The 18813-nt window shown below is 67.4% G+C and carries 21 protein-coding genes; 6 read left to right on the forward strand and 15 right to left on the reverse strand.

What is annotated here, in order from left to right; all coding sequences use genetic code 11:
- Nucleotides 1-3: 3 nt before the first annotated feature.
- On the reverse strand, nucleotides 4-402 hold the full coding sequence (locus tag BJ987_RS07940; RefSeq protein WP_209886244.1) for a winged helix-turn-helix transcriptional regulator: 399 nt from the start codon (nucleotides 400-402) through the stop codon (nucleotides 4-6).
- Between the two features lie 100 nt (nucleotides 403-502).
- Here BJ987_RS07940 and BJ987_RS07945 point away from each other — a divergent pair, with 100 nt between their 5' ends.
- Complete coding sequence (locus tag BJ987_RS07945) at nucleotides 503-1360, forward strand: SDR family oxidoreductase (protein WP_209886246.1); 858 nt, start codon at nucleotides 503-505, stop codon at nucleotides 1358-1360.
- A 22-nt stretch (nucleotides 1361-1382) separates the two neighbouring features.
- Here BJ987_RS07945 and BJ987_RS07950 read toward each other — a convergent pair whose 3' ends face one another.
- On the reverse strand, nucleotides 1383-1760 hold the full coding sequence (locus BJ987_RS07950) for a VOC family protein (protein WP_209886248.1): 378 nt from the start codon (nucleotides 1758-1760) through the stop codon (nucleotides 1383-1385).
- A 128-nt stretch (nucleotides 1761-1888) separates the two neighbouring features.
- Between BJ987_RS07950 and BJ987_RS07955 the strand changes: the two genes are divergently transcribed.
- Nucleotides 1889-2647, forward strand: coding sequence for a TetR/AcrR family transcriptional regulator (locus tag BJ987_RS07955; protein WP_209886250.1), 759 nt, complete (start codon nucleotides 1889-1891; stop codon nucleotides 2645-2647).
- A 9-nt stretch (nucleotides 2648-2656) separates the two neighbouring features.
- Here the strand turns inward: BJ987_RS07955 and BJ987_RS07960 are convergent, their stop codons facing one another.
- On the reverse strand, nucleotides 2657-3193 hold the full coding sequence (locus tag BJ987_RS07960) for a carboxymuconolactone decarboxylase family protein (RefSeq protein WP_209886253.1): 537 nt from the start codon (nucleotides 3191-3193) through the stop codon (nucleotides 2657-2659).
- A 203-nt stretch (nucleotides 3194-3396) separates the two neighbouring features.
- Between BJ987_RS07960 and BJ987_RS07965 the strand changes: the two genes are divergently transcribed.
- On the forward strand, nucleotides 3397-4284 hold the full coding sequence (locus BJ987_RS07965) for a nuclease-related domain-containing protein (RefSeq protein ID WP_209886256.1): 888 nt from the start codon (nucleotides 3397-3399) through the stop codon (nucleotides 4282-4284).
- Between the two features lie 6 nt (nucleotides 4285-4290).
- On the opposite strand, the gene BJ987_RS07970 is transcribed toward BJ987_RS07965, so the two are convergent.
- From BJ987_RS07970 to urtA, 6 genes are all read right to left on the reverse strand, one after another.
- Entirely contained in the window at nucleotides 4291-5052 is a 762-nt protein-coding gene (locus BJ987_RS07970) for a GntR family transcriptional regulator (RefSeq protein ID WP_209886259.1), read from the reverse strand.
- Nucleotides 5053-5059: 7 nt separating this feature from the next.
- Complete coding sequence (gene urtE, locus BJ987_RS07975) at nucleotides 5060-5752, reverse strand: urea ABC transporter ATP-binding subunit UrtE (RefSeq protein WP_209886262.1); 693 nt, start codon at nucleotides 5750-5752, stop codon at nucleotides 5060-5062.
- Nucleotides 5752-6585, reverse strand: a complete 834-nt coding sequence (urtD, locus tag BJ987_RS07980) for an urea ABC transporter ATP-binding protein UrtD (protein ID WP_209886265.1) — start codon at nucleotides 6583-6585, stop codon at nucleotides 5752-5754. Before urtD ends, urtE begins: the two co-directional genes overlap by 1 nt.
- Nucleotides 6582-7727, reverse strand: coding sequence for an urea ABC transporter permease subunit UrtC (gene urtC / locus BJ987_RS07985; RefSeq protein ID WP_209886267.1), 1146 nt, complete (start codon nucleotides 7725-7727; stop codon nucleotides 6582-6584). The genes urtD and urtC overlap by 4 nt, the downstream gene beginning before the upstream one ends.
- Entirely contained in the window at nucleotides 7724-8608 is an 885-nt protein-coding gene (gene urtB, locus BJ987_RS07990) for an urea ABC transporter permease subunit UrtB (protein WP_209886270.1), read from the reverse strand. The genes urtC and urtB overlap by 4 nt, the downstream gene beginning before the upstream one ends.
- Nucleotides 8609-8717: 109 nt before the next feature.
- Nucleotides 8718-9992: an urea ABC transporter substrate-binding protein gene (urtA, locus tag BJ987_RS07995; RefSeq protein WP_209886273.1), complete on the reverse strand. Its 1275-nt coding sequence runs from the start codon at nucleotides 9990-9992 to the stop codon at nucleotides 8718-8720.
- 467 nt (nucleotides 9993-10459) lie between these two features.
- On the opposite strand from urtA, the gene BJ987_RS08000 reads away from it, so the two are divergent.
- The gene (locus BJ987_RS08000; protein WP_209886276.1) at nucleotides 10460-12286 is read left to right on the forward strand and encodes an acyl-CoA dehydrogenase; all 1827 of its coding nucleotides are present in this window, start codon (nucleotides 10460-10462) and stop codon (nucleotides 12284-12286) included.
- A 19-nt stretch (nucleotides 12287-12305) separates the two neighbouring features.
- Here BJ987_RS08000 and BJ987_RS37170 read toward each other — a convergent pair whose 3' ends face one another.
- The 5 genes from BJ987_RS37170 to BJ987_RS08020 all read right to left on the reverse strand — a co-directional run bounded on the left by BJ987_RS37170 (nucleotide 12306) and on the right by BJ987_RS08020 (nucleotide 16148).
- Complete coding sequence (locus tag BJ987_RS37170; RefSeq protein WP_307869534.1) at nucleotides 12306-12590, reverse strand: DUF3349 domain-containing protein; 285 nt, start codon at nucleotides 12588-12590, stop codon at nucleotides 12306-12308.
- Nucleotides 12591-12599: 9 nt separating this feature from the next.
- Nucleotides 12600-12926 (reverse strand): DUF3349 domain-containing protein, encoded by a 327-nt coding sequence (locus BJ987_RS37175; RefSeq protein ID WP_245365866.1) that lies wholly within the window; start codon nucleotides 12924-12926, stop codon nucleotides 12600-12602.
- Between the two features lie 11 nt (nucleotides 12927-12937).
- Entirely contained in the window at nucleotides 12938-13222 is a 285-nt protein-coding gene (locus tag BJ987_RS08010) for a hypothetical protein (RefSeq protein ID WP_209886279.1), read from the reverse strand.
- A gap of 10 nt (nucleotides 13223-13232) precedes the next feature.
- A complete protein-coding gene (locus tag BJ987_RS08015; protein WP_209886282.1) occupies nucleotides 13233-14453 on the reverse strand; it encodes an inorganic phosphate transporter in 1221 nt (406 codons plus the stop codon).
- Nucleotides 14454-14555: 102 nt separating this feature from the next.
- Nucleotides 14556-16148 carry an ATP-dependent DNA ligase gene (locus tag BJ987_RS08020; protein ID WP_209886285.1) on the reverse strand — a complete coding sequence of 531 codons (1593 nt, stop codon included), beginning with the start codon at nucleotides 16146-16148 and terminating at the stop codon, nucleotides 14556-14558.
- A gap of 93 nt (nucleotides 16149-16241) precedes the next feature.
- Between BJ987_RS08020 and ramB the strand changes: the two genes are divergently transcribed.
- Nucleotides 16242-17648: an acetate metabolism transcriptional regulator RamB gene (gene ramB, locus BJ987_RS08025; protein WP_209886288.1), complete on the forward strand. Its 1407-nt coding sequence runs from the start codon at nucleotides 16242-16244 to the stop codon at nucleotides 17646-17648.
- Between the two features lie 58 nt (nucleotides 17649-17706).
- Nucleotides 17707-17979, forward strand: a complete 273-nt coding sequence (locus BJ987_RS08030) for a hypothetical protein (RefSeq protein ID WP_209886291.1) — start codon at nucleotides 17707-17709, stop codon at nucleotides 17977-17979.
- Between the two features lie 2 nt (nucleotides 17980-17981).
- On the opposite strand, the gene BJ987_RS08035 is transcribed toward BJ987_RS08030, so the two are convergent.
- Nucleotides 17982-18809, reverse strand: coding sequence for a class II fructose-bisphosphate aldolase (locus BJ987_RS08035; protein WP_209886294.1), 828 nt, complete (start codon nucleotides 18807-18809; stop codon nucleotides 17982-17984).
- Between the last annotated feature and the right edge of the window lie 4 nt (nucleotides 18810-18813).

Raw genomic sequence — 18813 nt, forward strand, 5'->3', positions numbered from 1 at the left:
GACTCAGTCGCGGTGATAGGCCGCCTGGGCTTCCGCGATGCGCGGCAGATTGGTTTCCAGCACCTTGATCAGGGCTTCCAGGTGGTCGGCGACCTGCGCGCCCAGTTCGGTGAGGGTGTATTCGACCCGTGGCGGGATGGTCTCGTGGACTTCGCGGTGCACCATGCCGTCACGTTCCAGAGCCTGCAATGTCTGCGAGAGCATACGTTCGCTCACGCCGTCGACCCGGCGGCGCAGGGCGCTGAACCGGTACGGCCCCTCCCGCAGAGCGACGAGAGCCAGGGTGCCCCACCGGCTGGCGACATTTTGCAGAACCGGCCGTGACGTGCAGTTTCGTGCGAAAACATCGGCTTCCAGCGTGGGATCGTCGGCGTCGGCCGACGGGATGCGCTGGGTACTCATGGTTTCGATAGTACCGAACTTGACTTGTGTGCTGGCGGAATGGATAGTGCTTACTATTAGTTAGTACTTCACGAACAGTACTCGAGCCTGGAGGTAAGTCATGACCGTCGCAGTCACCGGAGCCAGTGGTCAGTTGGGTCGTCTCGTCGTCGAAGCATTGCTGCGTATCGGGTCCACACCGGTGGTCGCGATCGCTCGCGACCCGCACAAGGTGGCCGACCTGGCCGAATTGGGCGCCGAGATCCGCCAGGCGTCCTATGACGACCCCGCCGCCCTGGACCGTGCCCTGGCCGGGGTCGATCGCGTGCTGCTGATCTCGGGCAACGAGTTCGGCAAACGGGTCGACCAGCACACCAACGTGATTCGCGCGGCCGAGCGCGCCGGGGTGGAATTGCTGGCTTACACCAGCATCCCGAAGGGTTCCGAGAATCCGCTGATCCTGGCGCAGGAACACATCGGTACCGAAGCCGTGCTCGCGGAATCGACTGTCCCGCATGTCATCCTGCGCAACGGCTGGTACTGGGAGAACTATCTCGGCGGTCTCGCGCACGCCGTCGAAACCGGCGTGCTCAACGGCGCGGCGGGCAATGGCCGGGTAGCGGCGGCGGCTCGGGCCGACTACGCCGAAGCCGCCGCCAAGGTGCTCACCACCGCAGGGCACGCGGGCCGCGTCTACGAACTCGGCGGCGACCAGCGCCTCACCTATGCCGAACTCGCACAGGAGATCTCGGCGGCGGCGGGCAAGCCGGTCCGCTACGAGAACCTGCCGGAATCCGGTTATGCCGCGGCGCTCACGGGCGCCGGTCTGCCCGCGGCCTACGCCGAGACGCTGGCCGACGCGGACGCCGGCATCGGGCACGGCGTCCTGGACGTGGACTCCGGCGACCTCCAGAAGCTGCTCGGCCGTCCTTCCACCCCGGCGGTCGAGGTCTTCCGCGCCGCCCTCGCCCAGGGCTGAGCGCCGGCCGCGGCGTCGTTCGTCAGACCCACTGCACCAGCTGGATGATGATCCCGTTCGGATCGATCATCTGGAAGTAGCGCTCGCCCCACGGTTCGGTCTCGATCGGCGTCACGATCGGGACCCCCGCGGCGGTCAGTCGTTCGTACTCGGCGTCGATGTCGTCCACCGTGAACGCGACCAGCAGGCCCTCGCCCGCGGCGCCCGCCTTGTCCTTCGGCTTGAACGACTTCAGGCCGACGGCCAGGTAGACGACGCTCATCCCGGCCTCGGGGTGGGCGAGGGCGATGAATCCGTCGGCCGACATCTGCTCGGTGAAGCCCAGCGTGTCGCTCAGGAACCGCGCGGAGGTCTGCGGGTCGGCGACGTTGAGGGAGATGGTGGATGCGGTGATGGCCATGCGGCCTCCTCTAGCTCGGCGAACTAACTCTATACTAAGTACGATGTACTTTGTAGATTAATTTCCGAGCCGCTGCATTATGAGCTGAGTCACATCGATACGATCGAGGCTCCAGCGGAGGAGGCGACTTGGGTAAAGAACGCAGCAGTGCGGGTGATCCGGCGCGCACGCTCGAATTGCTCTGGCGCGTACCGGGAAAACCGGCACGCGGCCCGAAGCAGCGCAGCAGTATCGACGCCGTGGTCCGGGCCGCCATCGAGATCGCGGACGAAGCCGGGCTGGAGGCCCTGACCATGCGCGCGGTCGCGGCGAAGCTGGGCCTCACACCGATGGCGACCTACACCTACATCCCGGGCAAAGCGGAACTCGTCGACCTGATGCTGGACACCGTCTATCAGCAGATGACCCGGACCGATCTGTCCGAACTGGACTGGCGCGCGCGGGTCACCGCCGTCGCCGAGGAGAACCGCGCGCTGCTGGCGCGGCATCCGTGGGTGGCCTATCTGCCCACCACCCGGCCGCCGCTAGGCCCCGGTCTGGCCGCCAAATACGACCATGAGCTGCGGGCCTTCGAACGCATCGGCCTCAATGACGTGGAGATGGACGCCGCGCTGACCCACCTGCTCGGGTTCGTCACCGCGGTCGCGCGCATTTCCATCGACACCACACGTGCCGCCGCCGACAGCGCGATGTCCGACCACCAGTGGTGGGAACGCGCCGCGCCGCTGCTGGAGCAGGTCTACGACAGCGAGCGCTACCCGGTGGCCGCCCGCGTCGGCGCGGCCGCCGGGCAGAACCACGACGCGGCCTACAGCGCCGACCACGCCTGGAAATTCGGGCTCATGGTGGTGCTGGACGGATTGGAGACGCTGCTCATCGAACGCTGAGCGGCTGGTTCAGAAACCGTCACGCTGGATGCGCAGCGCGGTGATGGAGGCGGCCAGGCCCTCGTATTGGTTGGTCAGCAGGACGATTTCGATGAGACGGCGCTCGTCGTAGTGCTCGGCGAGCGCGGCCCAGGCGCTGTCGTCCAGATCGCGGGTGGCCACGATCTGGTCGACGGCGGTGAGCAGGGCGCGGTGCTTGTCCGACCAGCCGGCGGCGGTGGGTCCGGTGCGCAGACGTTCGAGGATCTCGGGCGTCACGCCGGCCTTGGCGCCGAGCCGGATGTGGTGGTCCATCTCGTAATCGCACTGGCGCAGATGGGCGACGCGCAGGATGACGAGTTCGGCGTCGTGCCGGGGCAGCCGTCCGCCCGGCATGAGTTTGCCCGAATAGTGCAGCCAGCCGCGGAACAATCCGCCGGTGCGGCCCAGCGTGCTGAACAAATGTGCGTCGCTGGTTCCGGCGGCGCGCGAGAGCGCCTGCCAGACAACCCAGTTGATCGGGCCCAGTTCCCGGACCCGGCCGGGTGCGATCCGTGGTTCCGTCATCGCGGTCCGCCTCTCACGTGGGGTTCCCGCCCGTCCGGGCCGGCGCTGGCGAGCGTACCTGCGAATGCCGCCCGGATCGAGGGCCCCAGTTAGTTCTCGGCTTTCGGTAGCCCCAACTCGGCAAGGCGGGCATCATCGGAACCGGCGTGCTGGGCGAGGCAGGGTAGCCGCCGCGCTTCGAGACAGGTTGGCAGGGGAAAGAAATGCTGGTGAAGATCAGGGCTGGAGCGCAGCTCTCGGCGGCCGAACAGGAGTTCGTCGACTGTCTGCGGTCCTACCCGAGCACCGGCCTCGCCGCCGTCGACGTGCATGTGGGGATGCACGGCACCCGGCAGATCGACGCGGTGGTCATCACCCCGCGCGGCATCACCGTCGCCGAGATCCGTGGGTTCCGCAAGCGGCAGAGCGGGATTCTCAACCTCACCGGCGACGGACCGTGGCAGGTCAGCGCGGCTCCGGCGGCGCTCGACGACAGCGACACCAGCCCCACCGACCGCCTGGAACAGTGCGTTTACGCGGTGCGCGCGAAAATCGAACGGGCGCTGCAGGATCCGGGCGACGTCTGCGGCGTGGTGGTCTTGGTCCCGCAACGCGGTGCGATGGTGCGGCCCGCTCGGACATCCATCCGGCCGGGCATCGATGTGGTGATCGCGAATGTCGACGACGCCACCGAGCTGCGAATCTATCTGGAGGGCTTCTCGGCCGGGGCCCGCAGCTGGACGGTAGATCGGGTGGTGCAGGCCGCGCAGGTGCTGGGGATGGATCCGAAGCCGTCGCGGGCCGAACTGCTGGCCGACGGGTTCGACGAAGTCCGGCCGGCCCCGCTCGGCGAGGTCACGCCGGCGGCCAAACCGCCGCGTCCGCCACGTCCGCCGCACACGCCCGGTCCACATACTCGGCGGCAGCAGGCCGGTGCCTGGGGCGCGGTGGTCGTCGCGGTCATCGGCATGCTGCTCGTGTTCTGGGTGGTCGCCAAGGTTTTCATCGACGGCCCGGCGGACTCCGGTCCCGCGCCGACCACGACGATCTCGGTGACGCCCACACCGCCCCCGACCACCCGGCACTGCTGGCCCTTCCAACCGGACTGCTGACCTTCCTCAATCCCGCACGGCCCGACCCAGTTTGGTGAGTTCGAGCGCCTGCTGAGCGCGAGCCAGGACGTGCGAGCGGGACATTTCGAGGTGGGCGAGCAAGGCGCGCAGCGCGGTATCCGGGTCACCGGCGAGCAGATGTTCGGCGATCGTGATGTGCTCGGCTGTCATGGCGGCGACGCGGTCCGGGGTGTACCGGTCGAGCGTGCGGACCGGCCGGACCCGGATATAGACCGCGGCCAGCGCCTCGGTCAACGCCGCGTTTCCCGCCGCGGCGAGGAGGGTGGTGTGGAATTGTTCGTCCGCGGCGACTAGGTCGGGGCCGGGGGCCGGCGGGGTCTCACGGAATCGTCGCCAGGTCTCGAGCTCGGCGCGCACCAGGGAAAAGTCATGTCCCGCCGTGGCATTCGGCGGATCCCAGCCGGTGAAGGACGGCGGCGCGGACCGCGCCGTGCCGCCGAGTGCGCGCTGCATGCCACGCGCTTCCAGCAGTATCCGCAATTCGTAGAGCTGGTCGAGTTCCTGTAGCCGCGGCCGGTACGGATACAGCCCGTCGGACTGGCGTTCGACCAGCCCGTCGGCCCGCAACCGGGCCAGGGCCTCGCGCACCGGGGTGCGCGAGACACCGTAGATGTCGGCCAGCCGCTCTTCCCGGAGACGTTCGGTGGGCACGATCGTTCCGGCGGCGAGATCTCGTCGCAGCGCCTGGTAGACCTGCTCTCCGAGCCGGCCCGCCGCCCCGGCTTCGCCTGTCCCCCGGCCGGCCATGGCCGGCTCAGATCGCCATCGCCGAGCGGACCGCGGTCTCCGCGCCCGCCCCGCCGTCTCCGGTGGAACTCACCCGCCCCGATTGCAGCACGTAATACCGTTGCGCCGCTTGCAGTGCGAAACCGATGTGCTGTTCCACCAGCAGCACACTGAGCCCGCCCCGCTGGGTGAGATCGATGATGGTGCGTTCGATCTCGGCGACGACGGAGGGCTGGATGCCCTCGGTGGGCTCGTCGAGGATGAGCAGCACGGGTTCGGTGATCAGGGCCCGTGCGATGGCCAACTGCTGCCGCTGGCCGCCGGAGAGCAGGCCCGCCTTGCGAGGGAGTAGTTCGCGCAGGGCGGGGAACAGGTCGAGGGATTCGTCGATCAACGCTTTGCCGCGTTTGCGGCCGTCGGCGACGACCTGCAGGTTCTCCGCTGTGGAGAGCTGGGGAAAACTCTGCTGCCCCTGCGGAACGTAGGCGATGCCGCGTTCGACCCGCCTGGAGGGGGACAACTTGGTGATGTTCTCCCCTTGAAAACGGATCTCGCCGGACTTGGCGGCGATCAGTCCGACGGCGGTGCGCAGCAGGGTGGTTTTGCCCGCTCCGTTGTGGCCCATGATGGCGACCACGCTGTCGTCGGGCACGGTCACCGCGACGCCGTGGATGACTTCGGTCCGGCCGTAACCGGCGTGCAGGTCGATGAGTTCGAGCATCAGGCCTCCTCCAACACGTGGGCGGTCTCTTCGGTTTCCAGTTCGGTGCCCACCGCGGCGGCGGTGCCGAGGTAGACCTCCTGCACCTTGGGATCGGCCTGCACCTCGGCGACGGTGCCCTCGCTGAGCACCTTGCCGCCGGCCAGCACGGTGACCGAGGTGGCGAAGGCCCGCATGAAGTCCATATCGTGCTCGACGACCACCACGACCCGCTCACCGCCGATGCGGCGCAACAGGTTTCCGGTCTCCTCGCGTTCCTCGGCGCTCATACCCGCGACCGGTTCGTCGAGCAGCAGTACCGACGCGTTCTGTACCAGCAGCATGCCGATCTCCAGCCACTGCTTCTGACCGTGTGCGAGCACGCCCGCGGGCTGATCCCGCAGCGCGCCCAGACCCGTGATCTCCAGCGCTTCTTCGATACTCGGCAGGACGGACTTGCGCCGCCGGAGCATGGTGAACGCGGAACGGCGGGCCCCGGCCGCGATATCCAGGTTCTGCAGCACGCTCAGTTGCTCGAAAACGCTTGCCGTCTGGAAGGTTCGGCCGACGCCGAGCCGGGCGATCTGGTGCACCTTCTTGCCGAGCAGTTCCGCGCCGGACTTCTGCGCCGAACCGGTGGCGGGCACCAGCCCGGTGATCGCGTCGATCAGGGTCGTCTTACCCGCGCCGTTCGGCCCGATGAGGAAACGGAGATCACCTTGCAGCACAGTCAGATCCACATCGGTGACCGCTTTGAAGCCGTCGAAACTGACCGACAGGCCGCGGATTTCGAGGTATTCGCTGTCCATGCCCGCATTGCCGCCGGGCTTGGGTTCGTGAGTTGCCGTCGTCATCGGGATTCCACCTTCTCCGGCTCGACCGTTTCGACTTCGGGGGTTTCCGGCGGCGCCGGCGCTTCCCGGCCACGCCGGAACCTGCTGTCCAGGAAGCCCTTCAGCATGGGCCACACACCCGCGAGCCCAGCCGGGATGAAGCCGACCACCACGATGAACAGCACGCCCTGCAGGTAGGTCCACCCCGAGGGGAACTGCTCCGAGAGCGCGGTCTGCGCCCAGGCCACGCCGATCGCGCCGAGCACCGGCCCCAGCAGCGTGGTGCGCCCGCCGATCGCGACGCCGATCAGGAAGGCGATCGAGGGCACGACGCCGATATCGGCGGGGGAGATGATGCCGACGATCGGGGTGAACAGCGCGCCCGCGATACCGGCGAAGAAGGCCGCCACCACGTACGCGACGATCTTGACGTTGGCGGGGTCGTATCCGAGGAAACGGACCCGCTCCTCCTGATCCCGCACCGCCACCAGCAGTTCCCCGTACCGGCTGTGCATCAGCTGCCGCACCAGCGCGACCACCGCGAGCAGCGTGCCCGCCGCGATGAAGAACAGCATCTGGCGGTTCACCGGATCGGACAGTTTGAAACCGAAGAACGCCCGGAAGTCGGACAGGCCGGTGAACCCGCCGATGGCCTGCTGGCCGGTGAGCCAGATGGCGAGGGCGGCGGCCAGCGCCTGACTCAGGATGGCGAAGTAGGCGCCTTTGACCCGGCGCTTGAACACGCCGTACCCGAGCACCGCCGCCACCAGTCCCGGCAGCACCAGGATGCCCAGGATGGCTACCGGCGCGGACGCGAAAGGCTGCCAGAACGACGGCAATTCGCGGATACCGGAGATCTCCATGAACTCCGGTACGTCGTTGCCGAGTCGCGCGGCATCGGTCATCTGCAGATGCATGGCCATGATGTAGGCGCCGATGCCGAAGAACACGCCCTGGCCGAGGGTTAGCATTCCGCCTCGGCCCCAGGCCAATCCGATGCCCGCCGCGACGATGGCGAAGCACAGGAACTTGGCGAGCAGGTTCAGCCGGAAATCGCTGAGCACCGCGGGTGCCACCGCGAACAGCAGGACGGCGGCGATCGCGAACCCGCTCAGCGCTTTGAGCGAGGAGCCCGCACGCAGTGTGCCGACGAGTGCGGTCATGCCAAACTCCTTGTCCGGACGGTGAACAACCCCTGCGGGCGGACCTGCAGGAAGATGACGATCGCGGCGAACACGATGACCTTCGCGATGGACGCGGTGGTCGAGTACTCGATGAACGAATTGAGCAGGCCCAGCGCGAAGGCCGCGATGACCGTGCCCTTGATCTGCGTGAGCCCGCCGATCACGACCACGAGGAACGCGTCGATCAGATAGCTCTGCCCGATGGTGGGGCTGGTCGAACCGATCAGCGTCAGCGCCACGCCCGCGACCCCGGCCAGTCCGGAGCCGAGGAAGAACGTGCTGATATCGGTGAAACGTGAGGAGACGCCGCTGGTTTCGGCGAGGTCGCGGTTCTGCACCACGGCGCGGATCCGGCGGCCCAGCGACGTCGTCTGCAACACCACGGCCAGCACGGTCACCGCGACGACGGCCAGCACCAGGATGAAGATGCGGGTCTTGGGCACCACCGCGCCCATGATGTCGACGCCGCCGCTCAACCAGGAGGGGGCCAGCACGTTCTTGGCGGGCGCGCCGAAGATGTCCCGGGCCAGCTGCTGGAGCACCAGCCCGACACCGAAGGTGACCAGCAGGGTGTCCAGCGGCCGGTTGTACATCCAGCGGATCAGGCCCATCTCCAGCGCGGCGCCCAGCGCGCCGCCGACCAGGAATCCGATCAGCAGGGAGACGAACAGCGAGACGCCCGCTGACGAGATGACCTTCTGCACAACATAAGTGGTGTAGCAACCGGCCATGATGAACTCGCCGTGCGCCATATTGATCACGCCCATCTGACCGAAGGTCAGCGACAGGCCCAGCGCCGCGAGCAGCAGAATCGATCCCAGGCTCAACCCCGTGAAGAGCTGGCCGACAACGACATCCATAAAGTTCTCCTGTGACTGCGTTGCGGCGCCCGCGGCACCGCGTGTTCGCGGCCCACCCCGAGTGGATGGGCCGCGAACATTCCGGCCGCGAACTCCGCGCTCGGGTGGGCTACTTCAGGCCCTTGGCCCAGTCGTAGGACTTCAGGTACGGGTCCGGTTGCACGGCCTTGCCGGAGTCCCACACCGTGTAGATCAGGCCGTCCGGGCGGATTTCGCCGATCCGGGCGGTCTTGGTGATGTGGTGGTTGCTGCCGTCGATGGTGACCAGGCCCTCGGGCGCTTCGAAGCTGACGCCGTCGGCGGCGGCCTGAATGTCGGCCACGGCGAAGGACTTCGCCTTCTCGACGGTGTTCTTCCACAGGAAGACCGAGGCGTAGGCGGCTTCCATCGGGTCCGAGGTCGGCTTGTCCGCGCCGAACGCGGCCTTGTAGTCGCCGACGAACTTCTTGTTCACCGGCGAATCCACGGTCTGGTAGTAGTTCCAGGCGGTGAGCTGGCCCGCGATGTTCTGCGCGCCGATGCCCGCGACTTCTTCCTCGGCGATGGACACCGAAATGACAGGCATCTCAGCGGCTTTCAGGCCCGCGTTGGTGTATTCCCGGAAGAACGCGACATTGGAGTCGCCGTTGAGGGTGTTGAACACCGCGCCCGCCTTGGCGCTGCGCACCTTGTTGACGATGGTGGAGAAGTCGGTGGAACCGAGCGGGGTGTAGTCCTCACCCTTGATCTCGATGCCGTTGGCCGCCGCGTACGCCTTGATCTCACGGTTGGCCGTCTGCGGGAAGACATAATCCGAGCCCACCAGGTAGAGCGAGGTCACGCCCTTCTGCTTCAGGTAGTCCAGCGCCGGAATGATCTGCTGGTTGGTGGTGGCGCCGGTGTAGAAGATGTTCTTGCTGTCCTCCAGGCCCTCGTACTGGACCGGGTAGTAGAGCAGCGAGTTGAGGCTCTCGAATTTCGGCTTCATGGCCTTGCGGCTCGACGAGGTCCAGCCGCCGAAGACCGCGGCGACACAGTCGGAGCTGATGAGTTTCTCGGCCTTCTCGGCGAAGGTCTTGGGGTCCGAGGCGCCGTCCTCGAGCACCAGTTCGATCTTCTTGCCGAGGACGCCGCCGGCGGCGTTGATCTGGTCGACCGCGAGCTTGGTGGAGTTGGCGACGGTGACTTCGGAGATCGCCATGGTGCCCGAAAGCGAGTGCAGGGAGCCGACTTTGATGGTGTCCCGGGAGGTGTCGACGCAGGAGGCGGCGGTCGAGCCGGGCGCGGCGTCGTCTTTTGCTCCGCAGGCGGACAGCAACAGGCCGGCGAGCGCCAGCGCGGTCGGCGCGACCAGTGTTCTGGTCAGGCGGGCATGTGGCCGGCGGGCGGCACGGGATTCTGGCATGGGGCGAACCCTTCTAACTTCATCAGGTGGAGCGGCGGCGCTGGACGCGCCGTGCCGAATACGCCCGCCTGCGGCACCGGCACGGTTCGTATCGGCTGCTCGCGGGGTGCCGCGGCGGCCTGTGCACCGCGCTGTATACAGCGGCTGTATTCGTGATGCGAACGGTAGCCAGAAGTTGTTGCGAGGGAATATCTCTCGGTGACGAGTCCGTTGCGTGCGTTTCGGCTGCGTGAATTAGTGCTCACCGCAAGCCTTTCCGACATGCGCGGCTGTTGGTCGACCAGCGTCCGCGAAATGTCACAGTTACCTCACAGCTATCGCTTTGGGGAGCCGGGAAACCTACGGTCACGTAGTGTTTTGCCTACGGTTGCGTAGCTCGACAGCGGTACGGCACTCTTCGTTTCGTACGACGTCAGAACCCGAATTCGCGGCCACCGGGCCGCGGCGGTGAGTCAGGGAGGACCACGGTGGGTCACTACAAGGCGAACGCGCGAGATCTCGAGTTCAACCTTTTCGAGGTGCTCGAACTGGACAAGTTGCTCGACACCGGCGCCTACGGTGACCTCGATTCCGACACCGTCCGCGAGATCCTCGGCGAGGTGAAGCGGCTGGCCGAAGGGCCGATCGCCGAGTCCTTCGCCGCGGCCGACCGTGACCCCGTGACCTACGACCCGGCTACGTATTCGATCTCCGTGCCGGAGCCGCTGCGCAAGACCGTCGCCGCCGTGCACGAGGCGGACTGGAGCCGGCTCGGCCTGCCCGAGGGAATGGGCGGCACCGCGGCGCCCGCCGCCGTGGTGTGGGCGGTGCAGGAGATGATCACCTGCGCCAACCCGGCGGCCAGCTTCTTCAATATGGGCCCGGTCATGGCCTCGGTGCTCTACAACGTCGGCACCGACGAGCAGAAGCGCTGGGCCACCGAGGGATACGAGCGCGGCTGGCAGGGCACCATGGTGCTGACCGAGCCGGACGCCGGCTCCGACGTCGGCGCGGGCCGTACCAAGGCGATCGAGCAGGAAGACGGCTCCTGGCATATCGAGGGGGTGAAGCGGTTCATCTCCGGCGGTGACGTCGGCGAGACCGCCGACAACGTCTTCCACCTGGTGCTGGCGCGGCCCGAAGGCGCGGGCCCGGGCACCAAGGGCCTGTCGCTGTTCTATGTGCCGAAGTTCCTCTTCGACTCCGAGACGCTCGAACTCGGCGACCGCAACGGTGTCTACGTCACCGGTGTCGAGCACAAGATGGGCCTGAAATCCTCCCCGACCTGCGAGGTGACTTTCGGCGGCGCGGTGCCGGCCAAGGGCTGGCTGGTCGGCGGGGTGCACAACGGCATCGCCCAGATGTTCCAGGTGATCGAGAACGCGCGCATGGTGGTCGGCATCAAATCCACCGGCACCCTGTCCACCGGATACCTGAATGCCTTGGAGTACGCCAAGACTCGCGTACAGGGCGCCGATCTCACGCAGATGACCGACAAGGCGGCCCCGCGCGTCACCATCACCCGGCACCCGGACGTGCGCCGTTCCCTGGCGCTGCAGAAGGCCTACGCCGAAGGTCTGCGCGCGGTCTACCTGTACACCGCCGCGCACCAGAACGCCGATGTGGCGCAACTGGTTTCGGGAGCCGATGCCGATCTGGCGCACCGCGTCGACGACCTGCTGCTGCCCATCGTCAAGGGCGTCGGCTCCGAACGCGCCTACCAGTACCTCACCGAATCCCTGCAGACCTTCGGCGGCTCCGGCTACCTGCAGGACTACCCGATCGAGCAGTACATCCGCGACGCCAAGATCGACTCGCTCTACGAGGGCACCACCGCCATCCAGGCGCAGGATTTCTTCTTCCGCAAGATCATTCGGGACAAGGGCGCGGCCCTGGCCCACGTCAACGCCCAGATCACCGCTTTCCTGGACGGCAAGACCGGTCGCTTCGACACCGAACGCGCCCTGCTCGCCACCGCCCAGGCCGACGTCTCCGCCATGGCCGCCACGCTCACCGGGTACCTGATGGCGGCCCAGCAGGATCCGGCCGAGCTCTACAAGGTCGGTCTCGGCTCCGTCCGCTTCCTCATGTCGGTCGGCGACCTGCTCATCGGCTGGCGTCTCCTGGTGCAGGCCGAAATCGCCGCCGCCGCCCTGGGCGCGGGCGCCGGCCCCAAGGATGTCCCCTTCTACCAGGGCAAAGTCGCCACGGCCGCGTTCTTCGCGAAGAACGTCCTGCCCGAGCTGACTGCCACCAAGAACATCCTGGCCACCCTCGACACCGACATCATGGCCCTCGACGAAGCCGCCTTCTGACCCGTCGCCCAGGCGGTGCTCACTGGTCCGGGGTCGGCCAGGGAGCTTCGAGGCGGGACTGCACGCGGGTCACGTCGGTTTCTGCGGGCAGCTCGTCGGTGACCTTGGTGATCATCACCTGGATGTCGGTTTCGTCGGCCGGGAAATCGCCGGTACTGGCGAGCTCGGCCGCGATCAGCCGAACTTCGTCATCGGAGAGCCGGCGGCGCAGCAGGGCCAGCAGCGGAATGTAGTCGGATTCCGGGACGCCGTCGGGATATCCGGCGCGCAGCCAGTCGATGATGGCGTGCAGGAAAGGAGGCACGGCGGCTCGTCAGTCCGACTCGGTGAGCGGGGTCGCCAGCGGCCAGCCGCCGGCGGCCAGATGCGAGGCGACGCGGGCGACGTCCTGGGGATCGGGCTGCTCGATCGCGAAGCGGGTAATCGCGTTCTCGATGTCGGCGTGGCTGATCTCCGACTCGGGATTGCGGTCGGCGACCAGTTCTTCGGCGATGGTGACGACCTCGTAGTCGGTCAGATGGCGGTGCAGCACCGCGAACAGCGCGACGTAATCGGATTGCGGGACGCCCTGGGGGTATCCGGCGCGCAGCCAGCCGATGACCCGGCCGAGCAGCTTCTGCCGTGAGGCTTGTTCCGTCATTGCTTCGCCCTTCAGGACTGTCCGAACACATGGATGCCGAACTTGGCGGCGAGGAAGGCCTTCGCGGTGTAGAGGATGCCGACGACGATCGCGGCGAGCACCAGCGCGAAGCAGACCCAGGCGCCGGCCAAGGCCGGGTAGTTCCGCCGGGCCGCGCTGCCGTCCGGGCCGACACTATCCGCCGACGACCACAGCCGCACACCGACCGCGAAGACGATCGGCAGTCCGGCGCCGAGGATCAGCGCCGCCAGGGTGACATCCCACAGCGCCTTCAGATTGGTGGTGAGCGTATGCATGCCTGCTCTCCTACTTCTTCGCCGGCCGCGGACCGGCGGACACCTCGGTGGACGTGATCACCTTGGTCTCCACCTCGGCGACATTGACGACTTCGGTCGAGCTCGGCCACTCGTTGACGTTGTGTGTGTCGACCGGATTGCGACGCGACCGCAGCCACATCAGCGTCGACAGCGCGATCAGGATCGCGAACACCACCAGCACGCCGGCCAGTCCGCCGATGAAATGTGCGATGGCCCAGCAGATCGCGCCCGCCACACCGGCCAGCGGCAGCGTCAACATCCAGGCGACCACCATCCGGCCCATCACGCCCCAGCGCACTTCCGCGCCCTTGCCCAGGCCGCTGCCCAGGATCGAGCCGGTCGCGGTCTGGGTGGTGGACAGCGGCAGCCCGAAGTGCGCCGAGGTCAGAATGATCGCCGCCGAGGAGGATTCGGCGGCCAGCCCCTGCGGCGAATCGATCTCGACCAAGCCTTTGCCGAGGGTGCGGATGATCCGCCAGCCGCCGAGGTAGGTGCCCGCCGCGATGGCGACGGCACACGCGGCCATCACCCACAGCGGCATCTCCGCGTCCTTGGTCAGCGTGCCGTGCGCGACCAGCGCCAGGAAGATGACGCCCATGGTCTTCTGCGCGTCATTGGTGCCGTGTGCCAGGGAGACCAGAGAGGCCGAACCGATCTGTCCCCAGCGGAAACCGGTGGTGACCTTGTCCTCATTCGACCCGCGGGTGATCCGGTAGACCGCGCGCGTGCCGATCGCGGAGACCAGCGCCGCCACGATCGGCGCGAGCACCGCGGGCAGCACGATCTTGGTCAGCACACCCTGGGAATCACCGGTCCAGATCACCCCGCCCCAGCCCAGCGAGGCGATGGTGGCGCCGATCAGCCCGCCGAACAGCGCGTGCGACGAACTCGACGGCAGCCCGAACAACCAGGTCAGCAGATTCCACAGAATGCCACCGACCAGACCCGCGAACACGATGCGCAACAGATCCTGTCCGTGCACCGAATCGAGTTGCACGATGCCCTTGGCCACGGTCGCGGCGACCGCGACCGACAGGAACGCGCCGATCAAGTTCAGGACCGCCGATACCGCGACCGCGACCCGCGGGCGCAGCGCCCCGGTGGCGATCGAGGTGGCCATCGCGTTGGCAGTGTCGTGGAAGCCGTTCGTGAAATCGAAAGCGAGTGCCGTGACGATGACTATCACGAGTACCAGTAATTCGGCGGTCACGGCTCCAGTGTCCCGTATGGGCTGTCCGGATTGCCATGCGGTTGCCGTATGTCGCGTTCTGATCGGTATGCGCTAGCGTGGTTCGCCGAGCTCTATCCCCCGTCAGGGCAGTAGCGCGCGTACGGCGTCGATCGTGTCCGCGTCGGCCGGGCCCTTGTCGGGCCGATAGCGGACGACGCGGGCGAAGCGCAGTGCTACTCCGCCGGGGTAGCGCGGGCTCACCTGGACACCGTCCAAAGCGATTTCGACGATGAGCTCCGGCCGCAGATAGACGGTGTGCTCGTCTCGTGCGCGTTCGTGGCGCGGGAATTCCGCTGTCTGCCAGCCCAGGAGCGCGTCGGTGAGGCCCTTGAAGGTCTTACCGACCATGACCGGTTCACTGGTTTCCGGATCGCGGGCGCCCAGGTGCAGATTCGACAGGTATCCGGTGCGGCGGCCGTAACCCCATTCCGCGCCGAGCACCATCAGGTCCAGGGTGTGCGTCGGTTTGATCTTCTGCCAGGCCCGGCCGCGGCGGCCCGCGGCATAGGGCGCGTTCAGCGCCTTGATCATGACGCCCTCGTGGCCGGAAGCCAGGACGCCGTCGAAGTATTCGGCGGCGGCCTCGGCGTCCGGACGGATCAGCGCCGGGATGGTGTATTCGGCGGCCACCTCGGTCAACGCCGCGCGGCGCTGGTAGAGCGGGGAATCGAGCAGGTCGCGGCCGTTCAGGTGCAGACAGTCGAAGAAGTACGGGTGCAGCAGCAGTTCCTTGGTGACCGTCGCCGCCGCGGCTTCGGCCACCGGACCGGGCGCGTCGGGCGCGGGTTCGGGTACCGGGGTGGTCTCGACGGGGGTGAGCACCGAGGTCGCGAAGCGGCTCATCGTCTCCTGGAACGGGCGCGGGCGACCGGAATCGGTGAGCGCCAAGGTTTCTCCGTCCAGCACGACGCTGGTGCAATCCAGCGCGCCGACCAGGGCCACCAGTTCGGGCACGCGATCGGTGATGTCGCGCAGGGTCCGGGTGAACACCCACACCCGGTCGCCGTCGCGATGCACCTGGATGCGGGCGCCGTCCATCTTGTGCTCGACGGTCACCTCGCCGTCGAACTCGGCGAGCACTTCGTCCAGGGAGGCGCCGGGGGCGGCCAGCATCGGCTGGATCGGCCGGCCGACCTCGAGCCGGAACTCCCGTAACGCGGGCGCGCCGCCGGTCAGCGCGGCCGCGGCGGTGACCGGCAGCTGCCCGGACAGCATGTAGGCGCGACGGACCAGCTCGACCGGAACGTCCGCGGCGGCGGCGACGGCTTCGGCGACGATCGCGGTGAGCGCGCCCTGCCGCAGCTCGCCGGTGAGCAGGCGCAGCAGGAAGCCCTGCTCGTCGGCTGTCGCGGCGGCCCACAGCGCCGTCAGCAGCTCCTTGCGGCGGTTCGTCGAACCGCTGCCGGAAACGCCGGCCAGCTCGGTGAAAGCCGCGTCGACGGCGGCGACCGTCAGCGTCGCGGTCGTGGCCGGGGTGCCGTCCACCGTGGTGAGGGTGCGCCAGCCGGTGCCGATGCGGCCCTGCCGGAGCTCGCCGGAAACCCACGCCACCACCGGCGCCAGCTCCGCCGTCTCGGCAGCGGCGAGCAGCGCGGAGAGGGCAGCGATTTTCGTCTTCCGGGACCGGGTGGCGCGAACGGTCTCCGAAGCCTGGACGACATCCGAGAACAGCACGCGTCGACGGTAGCGCGCCCCTGTGACAACTGGCTCGGCACCGCTGTTAAGACCGCATTGGCAGGTGTGTGAAACGGCGCCTAAACTGGACATATGGCCAAGACTTACGTCGGGGCGCGGCTGCGTCAGCTGCGGACCGAGCGGGGACTGAGCCAGGTCTCACTCGCCACCAAGCTGGAGATCTCGGCGAGTTACCTCAACCAGATCGAGCACGATGTGCGCCCGCTGACCGTGCCGGTGCTGCTCAAGATCAGCGAAGTCTTCGGCGTCGACGCCACCTTCTTCTCCTCCCAGGACGACACCCGGCTCATCGCCGAGCTCCAGGAAGTGGTGATGGATCAGGAGCTCGGCATCGAAGCCGACACCCAGGAGATCGCCGACATGGTCTCCGCGCATCCGAGCATGGCCCGCGCGCTGGTGAACATGCACAACCGCTACCGCAACACCAGCGCCCAGCTCGCCGCCGCCACCGAGGACCGTTTCGCCGACGGCTCCGGCAGCGCCGCCATCAGCAAACCGCACGAGGAAGTCCGCGACTTCTTCTATCAGCGCCAGAACTACATCCATGAGTTGGACACGGCCGCGGAGAAACTCACCGACCGGATCCGTTTCCACGGCGGCGACGTGAACCGCGAGATCGCCCGGCTGCTGCGCGACCACGACGTACGCATCGTCGAACGCATCGACCTGGGCGAGGGCCTGCTGCACCGCTACGACCCCGAAGCCCGGGTGCTGGAGATCGCACCGCACCTGTCCGGCGGGCAGCGCACGTTCAAACTCGCCGCCGAACTCGCCTATTTCGAATGCGGTGAGCTGCTCGAAAAGCTGGTCGAGGAAGGCAATTTCGCCACCGAGGACTCGCGCAAACTGGCGATGCTCGGCCTGGCCAATTACTTCGCCGCCGCGACTGTGTTGCCTTACACGCACTTTCACGAAGTGGCCGAGGACTTCCGCTACGACATCGAGCGACTATCGGCCTTCTTCACCCAGAGTTACGAGACCATCTGCCACCGGCTTTCGACCTTGCAGCGGCCCAAACTGCGCGGCGTGCCGTTCTCCTTCGTCCGGGTGGATCGTGCGGGCAATATGTCGAAAAGACAGTCCGCCACCGGTTTCCACTTCTCCTCCAGTGGCGGCACCTGCCCGCTGTGGAATGTCTACGAGACCTTCGCCTATCCCGGCAAGATCATGACCCAGATCGCCCAGATGCCGGACGGACGCAAATACCTCTGGGTGGCACGAACGGTCGAACGCCGGGCCACCCGCTACGGTCAGCCCGGCAAGACCTTCGCCATCGGCCTGGGCTGCGAACTGCGCCACGCCGCCCGCGTCGTCTACGCCGACGGCATCGATCTGGACGAGGCCACCCCCACGCTGATCGGCGCGGGCTGCCGGGTCTGCGAACGCACGAACTGCCCGCAGCGGGCCTTCCCGCCGCTGGGCAAAGTGCTCGATATCAGCGAACATCGCAGTTCGGTCTCGCCGTACGTGCTGAAATAGTTTCTCGCGGTTAGGCTTGTCGGCGATCCGTGCACGGGATACGTCAGGGAGAGCGCTTATGACCCAGTCGAAACCGCGCTATGAGATGCCTACCGGCATGTACATCTACGGCACGCCGGAAGGCTGGCGGCACAGTATCTTCACCGAAAACTCGATGATCTGCGGGCATCTCTATCGCATTCCGGCGGACGCCACCGCGTTCCAGGCCAGGCAATCGGCCACCGAAATGCTCACCGAGTACGCGCGCGAATTCCACGACGCCGACATCAGTCTCAGCTGGACTCGGGAAGCCGCGGACAAGTGGATGGCCGACGTGGTGCGAAGGTCCTGAGTTCAGCGGGCCAGGACGCCGAGCAGGTGTTCGACTTCCCGCTGGATCGCCGTCCGGCCGGGCGCCAGGTATTTGCGCGGGTCGGAGAGGGTTTCGGAGCCGCCGAGGGCCGCGCGGACGGCGGCGGTCATGGCCTGGTTCAGCCGCGTGGCCAGATTGATTTTGGTCATGCCGTGCTCGACGGCGGCGCGCAGACCGGCGTCGGGCACACCGGAGGAGCCGTGCAGCACCAGGGGGACGGGAACTTTCGCGGATAGTCGGGTGATGAGGTCGTTGTCCAGTTCGGCGGTGCGCGTGTGCATGGCGTGCGAGGAGCCGACGGCGACGGCCAGGGCGTCGACGGTGGTGGCGGCGACGAACTCGGCGGCTTCGGCGGGGTCGGTGCGAACACCGGGGGCATGCGCCCCGTCTTTGCCGCCGACTTCGCCCAATTCGGCTTCGACGAAGACGCCGCGGGCGTGGCACCAGGCGGCGATGTCGGCGGTGGCGGCGACATTCGCGGCGTAGTCCAAGGCCGAGCCGTCGTACATGACCGAGGTGATGCCGAGGTCGACCGCGGTCCTTACGAGATCGAAGGTGGTGGCGTGATCCAGGTGGACCGCGAGCGGAGCGGTGCTGTCGGCGGCGATCCGCAGGCAGGCGAGCGCGAGCGGTGCCGGACCGCCGTGGTAGGCGGCGGTGTTCTCCGAAATCTGAAGTACCGCAGGGCAATTCGCGGCTTCGGCGGCTGCCGCGATGGCCTCGGCGTGTTCCAGGGTGATGACGTTGAACGCACCCAGGCCGCCGGGGCGGGCGGCGGCGATCAGCTCGGGCACAGGCGTCAACGGCATGGGT

This window comes from Nocardia goodfellowii (assembly GCF_017875645.1).
GTDB classification, from domain to species: domain Bacteria; phylum Actinomycetota; class Actinomycetes; order Mycobacteriales; family Mycobacteriaceae; genus Nocardia; species Nocardia goodfellowii.